12 protein-coding genes and 1 riboswitch are annotated in these 19969 nt (G+C 36.4%); of the genes, 4 read left to right on the top strand and 8 right to left on the bottom strand.

The window, feature by feature from the left end:
* Position 1: 1 nt before the first annotated feature.
* The 7 genes from ACTB0X_RS12710 to ACTB0X_RS12680 form a co-directional block, all read right to left on the bottom strand.
* Complete coding sequence (locus tag ACTB0X_RS12710) at positions 2-5806, bottom strand: hypothetical protein (protein ID WP_463025412.1); 5805 nt, start codon at positions 5804-5806, stop codon at positions 2-4.
* A gap of 112 nt (positions 5807-5918) precedes the next feature.
* Positions 5919-6614 carry a Dph6-related ATP pyrophosphatase gene (locus ACTB0X_RS12705; protein WP_463025411.1) on the bottom strand — a complete coding sequence of 232 codons (696 nt, stop codon included), beginning with the start codon at positions 6612-6614 and terminating at the stop codon, positions 5919-5921.
* A complete protein-coding gene (locus ACTB0X_RS12700; protein WP_463025410.1) occupies positions 6611-7639 on the bottom strand; it encodes a DUF5074 domain-containing protein in 1029 nt (342 codons plus the stop codon). Before ACTB0X_RS12700 ends, ACTB0X_RS12705 begins: the two co-directional genes overlap by 4 nt.
* Entirely contained in the window at positions 7639-9558 is a 1920-nt protein-coding gene (locus ACTB0X_RS12695) for a TonB-dependent receptor plug domain-containing protein (RefSeq protein WP_463025409.1), read from the bottom strand. The genes ACTB0X_RS12700 and ACTB0X_RS12695 overlap by 1 nt, the downstream gene beginning before the upstream one ends.
* Positions 9558-10523, bottom strand: coding sequence for a T9SS type A sorting domain-containing protein (locus ACTB0X_RS12690; protein WP_463025408.1), 966 nt, complete (start codon positions 10521-10523; stop codon positions 9558-9560). The genes ACTB0X_RS12695 and ACTB0X_RS12690 overlap by 1 nt, the downstream gene beginning before the upstream one ends.
* Positions 10523-11782 (bottom strand): T9SS type A sorting domain-containing protein, encoded by a 1260-nt coding sequence (locus ACTB0X_RS12685; protein WP_463025407.1) that lies wholly within the window; start codon positions 11780-11782, stop codon positions 10523-10525. The genes ACTB0X_RS12690 and ACTB0X_RS12685 overlap by 1 nt, the downstream gene beginning before the upstream one ends.
* A gap of 105 nt (positions 11783-11887) precedes the next feature.
* Positions 11888-12085: riboswitch (cobalamin riboswitch) on the bottom strand.
* A 66-nt stretch (positions 12086-12151) separates the two neighbouring features.
* Positions 12152-12610: an NUDIX domain-containing protein gene (locus ACTB0X_RS12680; protein ID WP_463025406.1), complete on the bottom strand. Its 459-nt coding sequence runs from the start codon at positions 12608-12610 to the stop codon at positions 12152-12154.
* A gap of 107 nt (positions 12611-12717) precedes the next feature.
* Between ACTB0X_RS12680 and ACTB0X_RS12675 the strand changes: the two genes are divergently transcribed.
* On the top strand, positions 12718-15267 hold the full coding sequence (locus ACTB0X_RS12675; protein WP_463025405.1) for a TonB-dependent receptor: 2550 nt from the start codon (positions 12718-12720) through the stop codon (positions 15265-15267).
* Between the two features lie 116 nt (positions 15268-15383).
* Positions 15384-16148, top strand: coding sequence for a CDP-alcohol phosphatidyltransferase family protein (locus ACTB0X_RS12670; protein WP_463025404.1), 765 nt, complete (start codon positions 15384-15386; stop codon positions 16146-16148).
* 1 nt (position 16149) lies between these two features.
* Here ACTB0X_RS12670 and ACTB0X_RS12665 read toward each other — a convergent pair whose 3' ends face one another.
* On the bottom strand, positions 16150-17307 hold the full coding sequence (locus ACTB0X_RS12665; RefSeq protein WP_463025403.1) for a 1-acyl-sn-glycerol-3-phosphate acyltransferase: 1158 nt from the start codon (positions 17305-17307) through the stop codon (positions 16150-16152).
* 78 nt (positions 17308-17385) lie between these two features.
* Between ACTB0X_RS12665 and ACTB0X_RS12660 the strand changes: the two genes are divergently transcribed.
* Together ACTB0X_RS12660 and ACTB0X_RS12655 are read left to right on the top strand one after the other, a co-directional pair.
* On the top strand, positions 17386-17913 hold the full coding sequence (locus tag ACTB0X_RS12660) for an NUDIX hydrolase (protein ID WP_463025402.1): 528 nt from the start codon (positions 17386-17388) through the stop codon (positions 17911-17913).
* A 37-nt stretch (positions 17914-17950) separates the two neighbouring features.
* Positions 17951-19966, top strand: a complete 2016-nt coding sequence (locus tag ACTB0X_RS12655) for a BatA domain-containing protein (RefSeq protein WP_463025401.1) — start codon at positions 17951-17953, stop codon at positions 19964-19966.
* The last annotated feature ends 3 nt before the right edge of the window (positions 19967-19969 follow it).

Raw genomic sequence — 19969 nt, 5'->3', positions numbered from 1 at the left:
TTTATTTTTTTGTTTCTCTTGTCCACATTTCTTCTTCAACGTTAGAGCCATTTTTTGTGTAATAAATGGCACCCCAAGAGTAGAAAGTCTTCTCATAAATATCCACTTGAGTTCCGGTCACCACAATTCTTCTAATGGTCGTGCTATTCTGATCGCCATCTATAATTTCTTCAGTAACACCTTGAGCATATTTATTCGCTAATTCTGCATCGTTTCTAGGTCGTTTCTCCCCTCTGTAAAAGGCCTCCAAATCAACATCATTGATTCGTTGATTTTGCTTGTCAATGTTTTGCTCAAATGCTTCTTCTCGCGCAACATGCCCCTCTCTAAATTCACTTGACTTGCGCTCCATTGCTTGATTGTATTGCGCTTGAGCGTCCTCTTTGGCTTTTAATAAAGCTTCTATTTTCGCTTGATTACTTTCAATGATTTGATTGGCTTCTTTCACATTGGATGTATTGAAATCTTCCATGTATTCTGCCTGCGCTGTTGGTAAACCCGAGGTAGAAGCAAGTCGTTGTTTTGCATTTTCAGCACGATACGTTTGAATTTTTTGATCTAGTGCAACCAATACATCGCGAGTAGCATTGATTCTTTTATCCTGCTCCGCTTTTTTCTTCGCTAATAATTCTTCGTTCGCTAGCGTATTCGTTTTAACTATTTCATAGTTGTCATTTACATTCTGAATGGTTTTAGCTTCATTTCCTGCTGTTACTCCCTCTTGTAAATCGTCGAGCTCCATTTGCTTTTCTTCACGAGATCGTTTAGCAGCCATCATTCTACCTTCCTCTCCATCCTTCATTCCGTCAGCCAATGAATTTACTTCATCTAAATTTTGAAGGTAACGTTCGCTGTTTGCAGGTTTATTTTCATTCAAACTAACCGTAATGTCTTGTAAACGTCTTAATTCTTCTTGTCTTTTAGCTTCGTCTGCATCTACTTGCACTTGTTTTTTCTGAGCTAAAAGCTCTGCTTCATCATTTTTTAATTCTGCTTTTTGACTATTTTTCTTCGACCACATTTCGCGATACATTGCCTCAATTTCAGCTTCTGTTTTTCCGCTTACATTAATATTGCTGGCTTCTTGTTGTTGCTTTCTTTTTTCTTGCGCCAATCGAAGTGCTTCCTCTTCTTTCAATCTTCTTTCAGAATCCAACTGATCAGCTATTAACTTTAACTGAGTTTCAGGGTAAGACTCACCCGGCTTCAATCTCAATGCTGATTGGTAATCGCTTTTTGCGTTTTGTAAATCCTTTGCTTTAAAAGCTATATCAGCCGTTTTAATGTATTCATTGAATGCAGCTTCATTTTGTGCCGCTTGTTCTTTAGCAGCTAACTGTCTTTCTTTTGCCAATCGAGCTTCTTCTGCTTTTGCATCAGCCATCGCTAGTTGATCCTTAATTTCTTTTATTCGCTCTTTTGGGAGTTGCTCATTTGGCTTTAAGCTAGAGGCAAATTCATAAGCTGCAAGCGCTGATTCCATTTTTTTCACATCATAGAAAGCATTTGCTTTATCCAGTGCAATTTGATAATCCTGATCCAACTTTGCTTTCACCTTAGCAGCATCAGCTTTTGCTAATGCCTCAGCATCAGCTTTTGCTTTCTCTTTGGCTTTTTTATCAATAATCGCCTTCAACTGATCTTTTGGATATTGTTCATCCATCACAGTTAACGCTTCTTCATATTTCGCTTTCGCAGCTGGATAGTCCTCTTCAGCAAAAGACTGATCTGCTTTTGCAATAATATTCAAATAAGTGGCCTTCGTTTCATAACTTTCTTCTTCTGCCGCTTTTCTTCTTGCTTCCTCAGCTAACTGCTCCTCTTGTTTCTTCTTTGCTATTTTGATTTGTTCAATAGGATAGGTCTCATTTGGCTTAATTTTTAAGGCAGAATTATAGCCTTCAATGGCAGCTGTATAATCAGCAGATACAAATTTAGAGTTCGCATTTTCCAATACTTTACTATACTCAGCATCTAATTTAGCATCCTTCTCTTTACTTATCGCTATTGCTTCTTTATCGGCAGCAAGTTTTGCTATTCTAGCATTGATCTCTTCAATTTGTTTTTTAGGATAATCATCAGCCTTTATTTCAATCGCTTTATTGTAGGCAGATTTCGCTTCTTCCAAACTACTCTTAGCTAACAACGCGTCAGCCACAGCAATTTGTTTATTGTAATTTTCCAACTGTTCAGCTGCTTTCTTCTTTGCTGCATCTGCTGCAGCCTTCTCACCCATCATCGCATTAAGCTCATCGATCTTTGTCTGTGGATAAGTTTCAGAAGGTTTAACTGCCAATGCTTTCTTGAAAAAGCCAACAGCTTCATCATATTTCTTTTCCTTAACAGCGCCATCTGCTTGTGCTACCAAAGCGAGGTATTCAGCCTCATTCTTTGCAGCTTCTTTAGCATTCATAGCCGCTGCAATTAGATCATCGGCCTCTTTTATTTTGTCCTTTGGATATTGTTCGTCTTTTACTAACAAAGCGGCATTATACTTTGCCTTTGCATCATCATATTTCTTGGCACCTAAGGCAGCATCACCCTCTTTAATCAATGCAGCATATTCTGCCTCTTTTTTAGCAGCCTTTTCAGCCGCTTCTTTTGCACCCATCGCAGCCAATTCATCTGCAATCATCTTATCGGCTTCTTTTATCTTATCTTTTGGATATTGCTCGTCTTTAACCAATAATGCAGCATTATACTTTGCTTTTGCATCATCATATTTCTTGGCATTCAAAGCAGCATCACCATCTTTAATTAATGCAGCATACTCTGCCTCTTTTTTGGCAGCCTTTTCAGCCGCTTCTTTTGCATTCATCGCGGCAGCAACCAAACCATCAGCTTCTTTTATCTTGTCTTTAGGATATTGCTCATTTGGCTTAATGGCCAATGCTGCATTGTATTTTTTAATCGCAGATTCAAAGTTTTTTGCACTCAAATCTGCATCAGCCGCGGTAATTTGATCTTGGTATTCCTTATCTTTTTTCTCAGCTTCAGCTTTGGCCAACGCAGCAGCTTCAGCATTTGCAGCCAACTTATCGGCTTCTGCTATCTTATCCTTAGGGTATTTTTCATTTGGTTTAATACCCAATGCCTTGTTATAAGCAGCTTTTGCACTCACAAAATCACTAGCCGCAAGCGCATCATCACCAGTTTTTAAAGCAGCAGTATATTCTTGCTCTACTTTTTCTAATGCAGCAATCGCCGTCTGAGCTTCTTTAATCTTATCAGCAGGATAAACTTCATTGGCTTTTATGGCCAAAGCGCCTTGGTAGGCAGTCACAGCAGCAGCATAATCTTTAGCTTTTAATGCTCCATCACCTTTAGCTATTGCCTCTTGGTATAACTTATCTTGAGCGGCTTCCTTTTCTTTGGCAATTCTTATTTCTTCTAATTCCTTTTGTTTGGCAGCTATTTTAACATCCGCTTCAGCTATTTTATCTTTTGGATAAACTTCCGAAGGTTTTAACTTTAATGCCTCATTGTAAGCAGCTTTTGCTTCTTCATAAGTTTCTTTTCCGAATGCGGCATCCCCTTTTTTGATGGCTTCTGCATAGGCAGCTTCGTTTTTCTCAGCAGCCGCTAATAAAGCCGTTATTTCTTTCAGCTTATCTTTTGGATATGCTTCCGCCGGCTTCAATCCACTTGCTTTTTCAAATTCTGTTTTTGCTGTTGTATAATCCTTTGATGACAAAGCTTGATCTGCTAAAGTGATGGCTGTAGTATAGGCTTGCTCTTGTTTAGCCTGTTCCGCAAGCAATCCATCTATCTCAGAAATTTTATCTTTTGGATAAGCTTCTCCAGCTTTTAAAGCTGCTGCAGCTTGATAACTTTTCTTTGCTGCATCATACTTTTTATCTTTCAACGAAAGGTCACCAGCAGCAATTGCATCAGCGTAAGCTTTTTCGTTGGCTGCTTCTTTTGCTAGAATTCCTTCGATTTCTTTTAATTTGGTTTTTGGATAAGCTTCTGCAGGCTTTAACCCTCCGGCCTTTTCAAATGCCGTTTTTGCACCAGAATAGTTTGAGGCAGCTAAAGCTTCATCACCTTCTGCTATTACTTTTTGATATTCTTCATTCTTTTTATTTTGTTCTGCAAGAATTCCATCTATCTCAGCTAACTTATCTTTTGGATATTTCTCATCAGGCTTTAGACCTCCTGCTTTTTGATAGGCTGTTTTTGCACCTTCATAATTTTTAGCAGTTAATGCCTTATCCGCCTCTTGGATGGCCATGGTATACTCTTGCTCTTTCTTGGCATTGGCAGCCAAAATCCCTTCTATTTCAGCAATCTTCCCTTTTGGATAAGCTTCTTGCGGTTTAATACCAATGGCTTTTTCGTAACTCGTTTTCGCAGCGGTATAATCCAAAGCTTTTAATGCTTTATCAGCTGAGGCGATAGCATCTGTGTATTCTTTTTCCTTCGCTTGTTGTTTCGACAAATAATCATCGATTTCTTTGATCTTGTTTTTTGGATATTCTTCAGATGGCTTTATTCCAGAAGCTTCGGCAAAACCTGCTTTTGCTGCATCATATTGATTCGCTTTTAAAGCATCCTCTGCTTTTTGAATGGCAGCTAAATAATTTTGCTCCACTTTGGCTTGGTTTGCCATTAATCCTTCAATTTCCTTCAGTTTATCCTGCGGCAACTGCTCTTTTGGTTTCAAACCTTGCGCCTTTTGAAACTCAGCCTTGGCTGCGGTTAAGTCTTTTGCAGCAATTGCTTTATTTCCTGCTTCAACCGCTGCAGTATATTCTTTGTCTTTTGCCGCAGACTTTGCCATAAAGTCATTGATCTCAGCTAGCTTATTCTTGGGGTATGTTTCAGATGGTTTTAATTCTGCTGCTTTTTGAAAAGCAGTTTTTGCTTGCTCCAAATTATTTACAATTAATGCTTTATCACCTTCATTAATTGCCGCCAAATAATCTTGTTCCGTTTTGGCTTGATTGGCCAACATGCCCTGAATTTCTTTTATTTTTGAATCGGGTTCAGTCGCAGAGGGTTTTAAGCTTTTAGCGGTTTGGTATTCTCCGATTGCTCTTTGTAAATCTTTCGCGGCATATGCTTTATTAGCAGCTTCCATGGCTGCATTGTATTTTTCATCTGCTTGCTCTTGCTTGATTAATTTAGATTGAATTTCTCCCAATTGAAAAGATGGATGCAACTCCTCTGGTTTTGCCTTTTGTGCAATTAAATATTCTTCTTTCGCTTCCTTCCATTGCTCAGCAGCAAAAAACTTGTCTGCTTTTTTTACCGCTGCGTCATACGTTTTTTGAGCATTAGCAGCATTGGCAGCTTCTGCTGCTTTTTTAGCTTCATATTCTTTTTGAAGCTGATCTAACTGTGCTTTTACCTTCCGTGTATGGTCTAAGTCTACATCAAAGTTGGAGATCCCAGGATTATACCGAATAATACCAATCGGTTGATCCAGGATTTTAATATCTAAATCAGGAATTTTCTGAAAAATATCAACTTCAGCAGGAAAGAAAAAATCTTGTCCGCCATCTTCTGGTGGAACATTTCGAGTATCAATATTTAATTTTTTAGTGATCATCCCCATGGAGGAAAATGTCACCATATAGTTGGCTCCTGCATCTAATTTAACTGTTGCCTTCCCTTTAGCATCAGTATTCAACGATTCTACCTTGGTTCCATTTTTAAAAACAGTTACAGAGGCATTGCCTAATTTTCTTCCATCTTCAGTAACAACGGCTTCTAAAACCATTTTCCAATCTTGTGCAGAAAGTGGAGTACTCGAAATGAAAAGAAAAAGGAAAAATATAGTGAGTTTTAAAGCTTTGTTCATATCCTTAAAATGCGCTTTCAGTCAAATTATTGTGTAATAACAAATATCGCAATTCAAAATTGAATATCACGTTGATTTAACAGTTTTGATAAGGTTTTTTAAACTACTAATTTTAAGCAATTAAGCTACTATATCTATAAGTTGATTGAACAACAGTTCCATCAGCCATTTTAAATTCATATTCTTTTATCCGACTTTCTTCGATATTAAAGTCTACTGGTTTACTGAAAATAGGACCATCAAAACAAAAGGAATGATACTCCCCATTTTCTCCACATGCATCCACATTTTCGGGAAGTTCTTCAATAAATTTAAAGTCAATAACTCGATTGATAAAGGGTAACCCAAGCAAAGTCTCGTTCACACAGCAAGTAATGGACTTGAAATTATACATCAAAAATAACTGAATTAAATCTTCAGGCTTCTTATTCCAAAGCGGAAAAACTGCGGTCATTCCAACTTCTTTTAAACGTTTTGTACGGTATTCTTTCAAGTTTTCTAAATAGATGTCTCCGAATGCAACTTCCTCAATGCCTTCTTCTTTAAGACTTAAAAGTGTTTCTCTCATGGCATTTTCATAAGTCCCATTTTCATTGTTTTCAACATGGACCTCAATTAATGGAATTCCAATTGCTTCAGACTGTCTTTGAACCAATTCAGTTGATACGGCATGCATATTTAAGTTGCCATCTGAATTGAAATTTGAAATTAAATAAACAACGTCATACCAATCGTCATTTAACAAAAAGTAAAGCGCTAGAGCTGAGTCTTTTCCTCCGCTCCAAGAAAATGCAATTCGTTTTTTCATGGGATAAAAATAAATCCAGAAGGAATAATTCCCGCATGGAAAGTTTTGATTTCTGTGCCATCTAATGCATACCGATAAACCAATCCTTTTTGTTGATAATCAATAGCATCAGCAATATATAGTTCGTTTGATGTAGGATGTAGTCCCATACTGTAAAAAAGCCGGCCATTTTTTTCTATAATGGGCTGACTTGGGATACTTCCATCAGCGATAGACATCCGAAATACCCCATTATTAAAAAAGTAAAGTTCATCTTTGGTTTGATTCGTTATCAATTGAGATGGATATTCGCTTACTACATTAAAACTAAGTGTTTGTAGAATACTACCTGAAGAATTAATTTGATATAATTTTGGAATCACTTCATCAAAACCTCCATTACACAACACCCACAGATTATCATCTTTATCTTTAATCATTGACCCTGGTTGCCGAATCAATTGAACTCGTTTGAAAATGGAGTCTTTTGTTAAGTCGATTAAAAGTAATTGATTGTTTGTTAAGTCACAGACGTAGGCCGTATCTTCGATGCGTTCCATTTGTTCGGTCCACCCATTTGTCGGAATAGTTTTTATTACTATCCGATCTTCCAAATCAACAACAGAAATGGCGTCAGCATACAAATCTGAAACATATGCTTTCTTTGCGCTAATTGGTAAAATATATCGCGGAGAATTTAATCCTTGAATACTGCCAATAGATTTGAAATCTGATAGGTTAACAACTTCAATTTTCTGTGAATTATTGACCACAATATATCCTTTGTCATTTATTATCTGCATGGATTGAACCACGTCACCTATTGGCCTATTTTGGTTATTGGATTTAAAAACGTGATCATATATTTTATTCTCCGAACTGTTGTACCAATCTATAGAAGCATTACCAGAACCAAAATTCCCTTCATTCAAAATAATGACATCCACTCCACTTTCATTAGCAATGGGTTGAATTCCTTTGTCCTTTTCAGTTTTACAAGCAAATAATAATGCAATCAGAAATAAAAAAAGTAAGCTTTTTGACATTATTTTATAAATTGATAATTAATGGTAATTCCATAATTTCTACCAGGCATTGGTCGCCATTGAATCGCCTCATAGTTATTATCCAGTAGATTATTTATTTCTGCCATAATTACGAAACGATGTTTCTTAGTGGATAGTTGCCTCTGCACTTGTAAATTGTGCAATGTATAAAAGGGAAGAAACTCGCTGTTGTCAGTAGCAGTATATCTTTCAGCGTTGTAATTTAACTGATATGTCACTCCCCATTCTTTCCACTCAAAGGTGGACCTTAAATTAAATGCATGTTCTGGCACATAAATCAATTGCTTATTCACTGAAGCATCATTGACTTGTTTCACCTTTTTATTTATGGATGAAGTGTAACCATATTGAGCTATCGTTCTGTTTTTTACATTTCCAACTTTAGCTTTCAATCCTATATTTAGCTCTACTCCCTTGCTTTGAACTTCTTCAATGTTTCGTGATTTCCAATAGCCGAAAGCCGAGGGCTCCCAAAGGATATAATCCTCTATTCTTAGGTAGAACACATTCGCATTCACTTCCAATTTTAATTGTTCAGATATTTTTAGAGATTTATTGGCTAAACCAATTTCAATGGCTTCACTTTTCTCCACTTTCAAATCTTCATTACCTCCAGGATTCCAGTACAAATCATTCAAATTTGGATATTTGGCATTTTTAGATAGATTCAATCGAACCAACCAATTGCTTTTCTTAAACAATTGATAGGAAGCACCAAAAGCAGGCAAGACCAAAGCAGGTTGTCGAGAAACAGATTCCATTCTAGTTAAGGCAGAAAGGATAATTCGTTTGGTTGGAGAATAGGAATAATTTAGAAAAAATGAGCGTCGCTCCAATCGTCTATTTTCTTGATACACCTTATTTTCTGCCACATCATAATCATAATGAAGCTTGGTTTTAAAACTGTGTTTAGTAGACGGTTGAAAACTAGCAGTCGCAATATTTTTTATTCCTTTAAATGCTGTTGATGAACTAGTTTGAAGTAATCGATTCTCATAATTCAATTGGTTATCAAACACGTTGCTTTTAAAATTAAATTGCCACAAGTCTTTTCTTAACGTATAGCTAATTCCTAGCCGATTGGAATAATCTTGCTGTCCCTCCTTGTTGTTATTGATCAGCATTATGGCTGGAATTTCTCGATCTGCAGCAAGATAAAAGCCGTTGATTCGAAGTTCATTCCTTGGATTCAGGAGGTAAAAAATTTCACCCATGACTCCGTATTGTTGAATGGCAGCATTTTTCAATTGCTCTTCAGGAAAACCTTCTTTCCCTTTATTAATATAAGTATAATCGTTTTCGCCTGTTTTATAAAATGCCCTCAAATGGGCTTGTACTTTAGTATTTCCGCCTTTAATAATGAATGAAGTTCCACTATTTCCAAAACTAGCTAACCGCTGCTGAGCCTCGATTGAAAGTTGATTTTTATAGTCTACACTATTCGTTAAGTTGATACTTCCCCCTAAACTTCCGGCATTTTTATCTAAACTGGCAGCTCCGAAATCGATGCCTACTCCATCAAAAAAAGCCAAAGGAATCAATGAAAAATCAACTTGCCCGTTAAGCGATGAATTGATTGGTATATCATTCCAAAGCAACATGGTGTGAGATGCCGAAGTCCCTCTGAATGAAACAGAGGCCAATCCCCCACTGCCGTATGATTTTACAAAAATCGTAGAATGTTCATTTAGCACATCTGCTAGGTTTCCGCTGCTCTTGTCACTCAACGCGACAGAATCAATTTCCACAGATTTAAATGCGGTTTCAGGTGAAATTATAGCAGGAAAACTCTCGATAATTACCTCCTTTATTTTGGTGGTATCGTTTACTCCAAATTGAGCTTTCAGAGGTGAAAGTCCAATCCACAATACTGCTGATATTGTGAGTAATCGAAACATTATCGCTTAATGATTTTTAAAACTTGTGAGTGTTGATTATCAATTAAATTCAAAAAGTAGATTCCAGAATCAATTCCTTCAAAATTAATTTGATTCAGCACTTTTCCAGATTGAATCCTTTTTCCAAATGCATTGGTCAGCTGATAGTCTACTATTTTTTTCAACCCAATTATATTGATTTTATTTTCTATTGGATTTGGATATACTGAAACAACACGCAGCTTATTCTCATTCAAACTAGTCACTTTATAATGAATGACTCCAATAGCATCTAAATCGAATCCAGACGAAGCAAATGGCGTAGGATATGGATCTTGTATCGCTCTATTTGCTGTATCGTAAGAAGCATATTGATCATTTAAGGTTCCAACCACATCAATCAAACGAACATGAGTGACTTCACTCTTATTTAGCAATGGTGAATTTGGAAGCTCTTGCAAATCAAATGGAGTTCCATAATTGGCCACATATTTACCTGCTAGATTGTTGATGTTTGTCGGATCAACTGCTCCAAAACCACCAATAGGTTGTGTGGTATCTGTTAATGAATGAGCAGGAAATCGAAAATAATTTTGACCATCTGAGCTCACTTCAACAAATGCTAATTCCAAGAAAGTTGGTGAAAAAGAATTTTCAAACACGGCAAAGTCAGGCCCTATTCCATCTGTTATCGGATATTCAAACTGTAAAACAGCTTTGCCTCCATCCCCCAAACTAACAATTCCGTTTAAACCAGCTTTTCCAATTGCTGAAGAAGCTGTTCCAACTGAAGCATAACCAAAAGAGGCGTCTGCAGTATCCTGCAGACCTCTTTGGATTATGCATTGATTCGCCCAACCTACGAATGCAGAAGAATCTTTATGCATTGCGCTGCTGCCCGCCAAACCAGCTCGCTGTGCATAAGGACCTTGTGCTAAAAGCACAGTTGAACTCATCAATAAAAGTATATTGATTAAGTATTTCATTAGTTCTTAATTATTTTCTGAACAGTATAATTTTTGCCAGACAATGCCATCAACAAATACGTCCCTGAAGGATAAGATGACAAATCCAATTTCAAATCAGAACTACTGGTTTTATTTCCATCATAAACGACTCTCCCATTGAGATCAATTATTCTAATCTGCATCGATGATTCGTTATTTTTAGAAGAAACAGTAATATAATCTGCGGTTGGGTTTGGGTAAACAGTCACGTTCAACTGCGCAGCAATTTGCTCGCTAACACCTGTTGTTTGGTTGTAGTACATTCCAATCACTTCAGGAGAAAAACCAACAATCATGGTATCAATCAACGCTCCACTTCTATCGTATATTTTTCCCTCAGAATAGCTAAAAAAGTCGCTTGCTGTGGCGTAAAATAATCCGTTTAGTGTATCATAAGTAAAAGCAATTGAATTATAATCCACCACATTGGTATCGATAATTGATCGACCTAATAAATTATAAGCACCTATTCTATCGTTAATTTCTAAAAACAAAGTATCATTAAAAATCGTCTGCTTTGAAACATTTGCTGAAATGTCAAAACCAATAGAATCAGTTGAAGTAAGTGGGAAAAAGTAGTTGTAATACGAAATGGTATTAGACACGGAGTTAATCGCCATTAATCCATTTCCGCTTGGGTCTTGAATTAAGTGACCTAAATCTTCCCCATTGTTATTGAATACAATATCATTCACATAATCCATTGTATTTAAATTTACTACTGCTAAATATCCGGCAGAATCAGTGTAACCAATGGTGGAATAATTTTGAGCGATGTATAAAGTGGTATCATAAATTAACATACTCGATACGCCTTTACTGATTTGAGGAACTGAATCTACAAGCGCTAAGGTATTCTTGTCATAGATGTATAAGTTGTTTGAAGTTTGTCCGTACCAATTTCCGGCTAACAAATAATTGTTATAAACCAAGATGGTTTTGGTACTTAAGCCAGCAAACGTGTTAGCTGCAATTCTTTTATCGGTTGTTAAATCATAAGCAACTATTGAATCTTGGGCAGCCACGTAAGCTATATTCCCATCAATTAAAAGTTCTTGAACTGATTGTGTTTGAATGGTATCAATGGTGGTGTACACTTTTGAAGCCACATCATAAGTGACTACATTCACATTACTGGAGTTGTTGCCATATTGGCCTCCATTTACAAGGATTACTTTCTGCGAAAATGCAGAACTAGCAGCTACAGCTACCACAAAAAATAGTACGATTTTTCTCATCGGTTTAAATTAATTTGTTGATTATTAAATTTTTAAACCGGGAAAATGAAAAGAAAGATTACCCTAAATGGCGGACAAATAACCTATACTTCACTTTTATCCCGAAAGCATTATAAGTTATAGGCAGGTCTTCTGACTCACTTCCTCTTTTAACGGCCTTCCCATCCGGTGTTAGCGGACAGTGGCAAAGGGTTGTAAAAGAGTTATTGAAGCTTACAGCTGCGGGAACAGTCTCGGATTTACACCGAATTCCCTTTTAATTCCGACCCGTGAGGGTCAAAAACCAATAACGCGGCAAAGGTAAAATAAATAATGATTGTTGAACAAAAGAGTTTAGAAAGTTTCCATTTTAATTTACAACAACCTAAATTATAGCAATTTAATTTTACTGCAAATTACTTTGTCTACAGGAAAAGTAAATTCGTCTCCTTTCATTTTTGAAATTTCTAACCATCTAAAAGATTGGGCTTCCTCTATTGGTTCAAAGTCAAAACGACTTTTTGAAATGCCAGGTAATTGACCACTGTACTCGTCGATAATGTAATAAATGGACAGCAATTGTTCTTTTTTACTGAAGGCGGAATCTTGAAACTTTTCATTGATATAAAATAGGGAAGCATTGAGAACTTCGATTTCCATCTCTTCTTGAAACTCTCTTTTTAATGCATCCAATACTCCTTCTCCAAATTCTAACCCTCCTCCTGGAAATTTGGTAAAAGAGCGTCCAAAACGAAATTCATCTGAAACCAAAATGCTTTGTTTGTCGTCTGAAAAAATAACACCATAAACACGCACATTGAATCGACTTATTTCTGAATTTTTAACCATGGAGTAAAAGTAAGCACCACTGCTGTACAATAAAAACAGTATTGCTAATGTTTTTACATCAATTAAATTAAAGTTTACATTCCCTGATTTTACTACTTTTGCCTCCGATGTTAAAAAAATGCGCTCTACTTTTTATATTGATTGGCTTCACATTGATTGCAAATGCGCAGTTGGCTGAAATTTATGGTGTAATTACAGATGAAAATGGGGAGGCCATTTTTGCTGCAAATATTTCCGTAAAAGGGGAGTCTGGCGGTACGACATCAAACTCTAAAGGAGCGTTTAAATTGGATGTTCCTGCAAATAAGAACTTAACGATTATTGTTTCCCACATTAGTTATTCTATTCAAACTTACTCCATCAATCTCAAAGAAGGTGAAAGAAAGGAATTAAACGCTACAATTGCGTCTAAATCATATGAAATAAATGAGGTGGGTATTCAAGAAGAACGGAATCGAACTTCGACCATGCAGCGAATTGATCCAAAAACCGTTAACCTAATTCCAAACCCTTCAGGAAATTTTGAATCCATTTTAAAAACGCTTCCAGGTGTAACTTCCAATAATGAGTTAAGCAGCCAATACTCTGTAAGAGGTGGGAATTTCGATGAGAACTTAATTTATGTCAATGATATTCAAATCTACCGTCCATTTTTAGTTCGATCCGGCCAACAGGAAGGATTGAGTTTTATCAATTCTGACATGGTTTCAGAAATAGAATTTTCTGCTGGTGGGTTTGATGCCAAATACGGTGATAAATTTTCATCGGTATTGGATATTAAATACAAAGAGCCCAAAGAGTTTGCCGGATCTGTAACCGGAAGTTTACAAGGAGCTAGCATGCATTTAGAAGGTTCTAATAGTAATCACCGATTGACTTATTTGGCGGGAATTCGTTACCGTACCAACCGTTATGTTTTAGGAAGTTTAGATACTGATGGCCAATACCGTCCTAATTTTTTTGATGCCCAAACCTATATTACTTATGACATTTCTGAAAAATGGGAAATTGGTTTTTTGGGTAATATTTCTAGGAACGAATACAATTTTATCCCGCAGACTCGTACCACCGAATTTGGAACTGTTAATGAGGCGTTGAGATTGACGATTTATTTTGAAGGTCAAGAATTGAATCGGTATGAAACTTATTTTGGTGCAATTAGCAATGAATATAAACCAAATGCGAGTACTTCTTTGAAGTTGATCACCTCGGCATACAAAGCATATGAAGATGAAACTTTTGATGTGTTGGGTGAATATTACATTGATGAGCTTGAAAGAGATTTAGGTAGTGATAATTTTGGCGATGTCGCATTTAATCGTGGGGTTGGTGGTTTTAGAAATCACGCTCGGAATACGCTTGAAGTGAGCGTTGTCAATGTAGAACATAAAGGTAAGATGTTTGTCAATCATGGTTCTTGGGAATGGGGAGCTAAATTGCAACGCGAAATGATCAAAGATAAATTGAGTGAATGGAACATGATAGATTCAGCTGGCTATTCACTCCCTCACCCAAGAGATTACATTGGTTATGATTCTACGGACTTTACAACAATTCAAAAGATTAGGGATCAGCAGTTAGAATTAAGTAGCGTTTATAAAGCAAGAAACGAAATCAATTCCAATCGGGTTACTGGTTACATTCAACGAAATTGGGTTTACCGATTAAAAGATACGACCGAAATAGCTTTCACCGCAGGGATACGAACAAATTATTGGACTTTTAACAATGACAATGTAGTAAGTCCTAGAGCTAGTTTTTCCATCAAACCAAACTGGAAAAGAGATTATTTATTTAGAGTTTCGGGCGGTTATTATTACCAAGCACCCTTTTACCGAGAGTTGAGAAACTTTGAAGGTGAATTGAATGAAAACATTAAGTCTCAAAAATCCATTCAAGTCGTTGGAGCAATTGATTATAATTTTAAAGCTTGGGATCGTCCATTTAAATGGACAACAGAAATTTATTACAAGCACATGACCAATGTAATCCCTTACGAAATTGATAACGTTAGAATTCGTTATTATGCTGAGAACAATGCCAACGCTTATGCAACTGGTGTGGATATGAAAGTAAATGGGGAGTTCGTAAAAGGCGTAGAATCTTGGGCGACAATTGGGTTAATGAAAACGGAAGAAGACATTCTTGATGACTTTTATATAGATAATTATAACACTGAAGATGAGAAGATAATTCCAAACTTTACATTTAATGATACTATAAAATATAGTATTCGTCATGAGCCTGGATATATTCCTCGTCCAACAGACCACCGTTTCAACTTTAGTTTATTCTTCCAAGATTATTTGCCAAAGAACCCCACTTTAAAAGCAAACCTGACCTTTCATTTTGCCACAGGTTTGCCATTTGGACCGCCTTCAAATGAGCGCTATAAAGACACGTTGAGAATTCCTTCTTATTTAAGAGTAGACATCGGTTTCTCAAAATTGTTAAAATCTGAAAAACGAGTACTTTCCGAAAAGAATCCTTTCCGACATTTTAAAAGTATCTGGCTAAGTGCAGAAGTGTTTAACTTATTGCAACGAAACAACACCATTTCATATTTGTGGGTAACGGATGTAAGTAATCGGCAATATGCAGTTCCAAACTACCTAACTTCGAGGCAACTGAATGTTCGATTGCAGTTTAACTTTTAGATTGTTAAATATTTGAGAATTCCGTCGTAATTTCGCAATCAAATGTACAAGGATAACTAAGAAAGCGTGCGTGTAGTCGTAGTAGCTTTAACCCCTCCAAGTGCGTCGCTTTTATCATGTCCAAATTACCTCAGGAAAATCAATTCTTTGATTTGTCCGATTACGGAAGACCAGTCGCAAGAGTTATTGCGAAGTCACTTCAAAACACCTCTTTTACAGCCATTCACGTTACATTGGCATTTGTTGTATCAGGAATTATTGCCATTGTGTGTATGTTGCACGAATACTATTGGGCAACTGCATTTTTCTTAATTCTAAAGAGTATTTTGGATGCTGCAGACGGCGAATTGGCACGATTAAAAAAACAACCTTCTTATGTGGGTAGATACTTAGATTCTGTTTCAGATATTATCCTAAACCTACTGCTATTGCTCACTATTCAATACATTACAGGCTCGTCATTTTTCCTGACTATTTTAGCTTTTATTGGATTGCAATTACAAGGTACGTTGTACAATTATTACTATGTGATTCTTAGAAATAAACATAATGGAGATACCACTAGTCGAGTATTTGAGCTAAAAGCACCTAAAGCATTAAAAGGCGAAAAGCAACGCAATGTAAATGTGCTGTTTGCCTTGTACCAGTTATTTTACTCGTTGTTCGATCGGATTATTTATCAATTGGACAGATCTGCTTCTGAAGATGAAGACGTTCCCAATTGGTTGATGACAGCGGTTTCTACTTTCGGATTAGGATTTCAATTGTTGATAATGGGTGGAATGTTGGCAATGAATTTAGGAGCATACATCATCCCTTTCTTCATTTACTATTCCGCTTTTATATTGGTATTTATCGGTATTCGAAAAGTATTGAATTAATTTATTCCGATTCGTTTACATCCGTCATCCTCATGATAACAGGATTGGCGTACATTTTTAAGTACAACTCGCGTAATTTGTCGGCATCTCCTTCTACTGAACCAACTCTCTTCGTCATTACTTTTTCAAACGTAGCTTTCTCTTCTTCAGAATATTCCTTGCTCCAATTTTGAGATCCTTTTAACAAATCACATGCAATATAATTGGTCGGCCATAATTTAAAAGTATGATAAATTTCATGATCCGCTAAAGCGACTATTTGACTTACAAACTTCTCTTCTACTACATCTTCCAAATTATTACTACTCTCGTTCAATGGTTTCCCAAAGTGGATATGAATGCGACCTTTTTTCCCCTCTATCCCTTTCATCATACTCATCAAATCTTCCATAGGAGATTTAATGTATTCTCGGTCCTCGCTTTTTGCCAATAATTCTGGCAATAGCATGGCATCACATGGATTGTATTCATAAGAAATAGAAACTGGAACTATATTCAATGACTGTAAATGCTTTACAGGACTTTTACGGCCAGCTATGGACAACATTTTGATTAAACCCGGTTGCGTTTTATCAATTCCATCTTTCGTTCTTCCCTCACGCTGAGCAATCCAAACGCTTTGGTGATCTGTATTGATGGAATGTGCGATATAATTTGATAATTGAATAGATGCAATTACTTTGTCCTTTCCTTGTTTTCCTCTCTTTACAATAAAACTCTTATTCAGCCTTACCAAATCATTGATCCAAGGTTCCTTCACAAGGTTGTCGCCGATAGCAATTCGAGCCGTTTCGTAGCCATTGTCGTTTAGTGTTAGGTTCATCAAAGCTGAATCCAACACAATGTCTCTATGGGTAGATAAAAACAGATAAGCCTTGTCTTTTTTTATGTTTTCTAGTCCTGAAAAAGTAAATGAATCAGAGGTTTTTTGAATGACAAAACCGAGCATCTTCGTAATTAGGCCACTTTGAAATTGTTTCACTGTTTCAATGCTTTTTAATTGCTCCACTACCTTTTCAAAAGGAACCATACCTTGAAAAGCGTATTCCACCATTCCGCGAAACTCTTTTACTGCTAATAAGCGCGTTATGCCTTCCTTTACCTCACTGTCGTGTAGTGGCCTAATATCTTCAAAATCTAGTGTTTCAACTTCCATCATCAATCTGATTTAGCTTCAATTATTTGCTTCTAATTAGCTTAACTTTGCTTTAAAAAAACGTTAAAGATACCAATAGGAATGAAAATAAGAGAAAAAAAGTCGGTTTTTAAAGGATTTTATGAGCTATATAAAATTCAATTGGAAGATGAATCAAGCGGTAAAATAATAGACCGAGAACAGTTTAATCTATTTGATTCAGTTGCAGCATTGGTATGGGATACACGGTTGAAGCAAATTATCTTAGTGAAGCAATATCGAGTGGGCGCTGAAAAAGAAATCATAGAAATTCCGGCTGGAAAACGAGACGTTATTGGGGAGTCTGCCATCACTACCGCTAAGCGAGAAATTGAAGAAGAAATAGGATACCAAACAGATTCCATCAAAGAAATCGCAAATTTCTACACGACTCCTGGACCAGTGACAGAAAAGATGACCCTTTTTTACGCTGAAGTGAGCAACCAAACCAGTGCCGGTGGTGGAGTTGAAGATGAAAACGAAAACATCGAACTCATTAGAATGGATGCGACTACCTTCTTAAATTCTACTTTTGAAGATGCAAAAACCATCATTGCACAACAATGGTTTCAAATTCATCAAAAAAATTAGTGTCCAACTGGGTACTAATTTGTAATTTCGACCTTTGATGACGTTTGTATACCCCAATTTCCTTTACGCCTTGATCGCCATTGCGATTCCTATCATCATTCATCTATTTAATTTTAGAAGATACAAAACTGTCTATTTCACCAATATTCGTTTTCTAAAGGACATTAAAGAAGAGACACAGTCGGCCAATAAACTCAAGCATTTATTGGTTTTATTGAGTCGAATTCTAGCCATTTCATTTTTAGTGTTTGCATTTGCTCAACCTATTCTGCCTTCAGGCAATTCTGCGCCAAAAGTTGGAAGCTCACTAGTTGGAATTTACCTTGACAATTCTTTTAGCATGCAAGCTGAAAGTAACAATGGTCAATTATTAGACCTAGCCAAAAATAAGACTTTAAGTATTTTAGACGCCTATCGACCGGATGATCAATTTGTTTTGCTCACCAATGATTTTGAAGGGAAGCATCAACGTGCGGTCAACAAAGAACAATTTATAGAATTGATTCAAGCGGTGAATTTAAGTCCCGCTACAAAAACCATTGCAGAAATAGAACAACGATTGAAAGACATATTGGTAGCCAATGATGCTCCCAACAAACAGTTATATGTCGTTTCAGATTTTCAGAAGTCTACATCAACAATTTCAGCATTAAAGCTTGACACACTAATTCCGTTGACGTTTGTACCCATGGAATCTACCATTGCTTCTAACCTTTTTATAGACAGTTGCTGGTTCTATAGCCCTTTTAGACAAGGAAATGGTACCGAAAAAATGGTCGTAAAGATTACCAACGCTTCTGATAAGAACTATGAAAATATTCCCATTCGACTAGAAATTAATGGACAAACTAAAACTCCCGGAAGTTTCAACATTGGACCAAATGAAAGTACCACGGATACCTTAAGTTATACCAATTCTGAAAAAGGAATTCAATCCGCTAAGATTAGTATTAAAGACTACCCCATCACTTTCGACGATGATTTCTACTTTAGTTACACCCTGAAAGAGAACATTAACGTCATGGTTATAAATGAATCAGAATCAAGCAAAGCACTCAATGCATTGTTTGGAGGAGATGATTATTTTACATTGATTCAGACGTCAAAAAATCAAGTCGATTATTCATCTTTTAATCAGCAAGAATTGATCATAGTGAATGGCATCTCTAATTATTCGAGTGGATTAATTCAAGAATTGAAAAAATTTGTCAGCAATGGAGGTAGCTTATTTATTGCGAGTTCTACAGCTGAAAAAACGACTACAGAATCTGCTTTATTGGCTTTTTCAATGACATCCGGAAAGATGGTAACCGGAGCTTCTAAAGTCGATTACATAAATACTGAAGCTCCTATTTATCAGAATGTATTTGATAATGTTCCTAAGAATTTAAACCTTCCAATCGTTACCAAATACGTTGAATTGAGATCAACTGGTGAGGTTTTACTGCGGTTGCAAAATAGAAAGCCATTTTTAATTCGATCTAATTTTGAGAAAGGAAACGTTTATGTCTTGGCAACGGATTTAGAAACAGCATCGAGTAATTTTACAGAACACGCCATTTTCGTTCCTACCCTCTACAATATCGCTTTGAGAAGTCAGAAAACACATCCTTTATTTTACTTTTTAAGCGACAATAATAAATTGGAAGCGGAAGCTATCGGTAAAAGTGAAACGCCTCTTTCTATAAAAGGTAAACAAGTAGATTTTATACCAGAGCAGCGAAAAGTAAATGGAGAAACGGCATTATTTACCCATGGTCAGATCCCTGCAGCAGGCAATTATTCCATCTTCGATTCGGAACAACCGATTAATGGCGTTAGTTTTAATTATGATCGAAGAGAATCTTCTATGCACTTTTACAACTCTGAGGAATTGAGAAATGAATTGGATCAGAATGGAATGAACAGGTATTCGATCCTCAATACTAGCAACGAACTATTAAGTCAAGAAATTACAGAAAACAACCAAGGGATTTCCTTGTGGAAGTATTGCATCATTTTATGTTTGCTATTCCTAGGGTTTGAAGTAATTTTGTTGCGACTTTACCATTAAAAC

The sequence above is a fragment of the Acidiluteibacter sp. genome, assembly GCF_055129545.1.
This window is presented reverse-complemented; position numbering and strand designations above follow the sequence as displayed.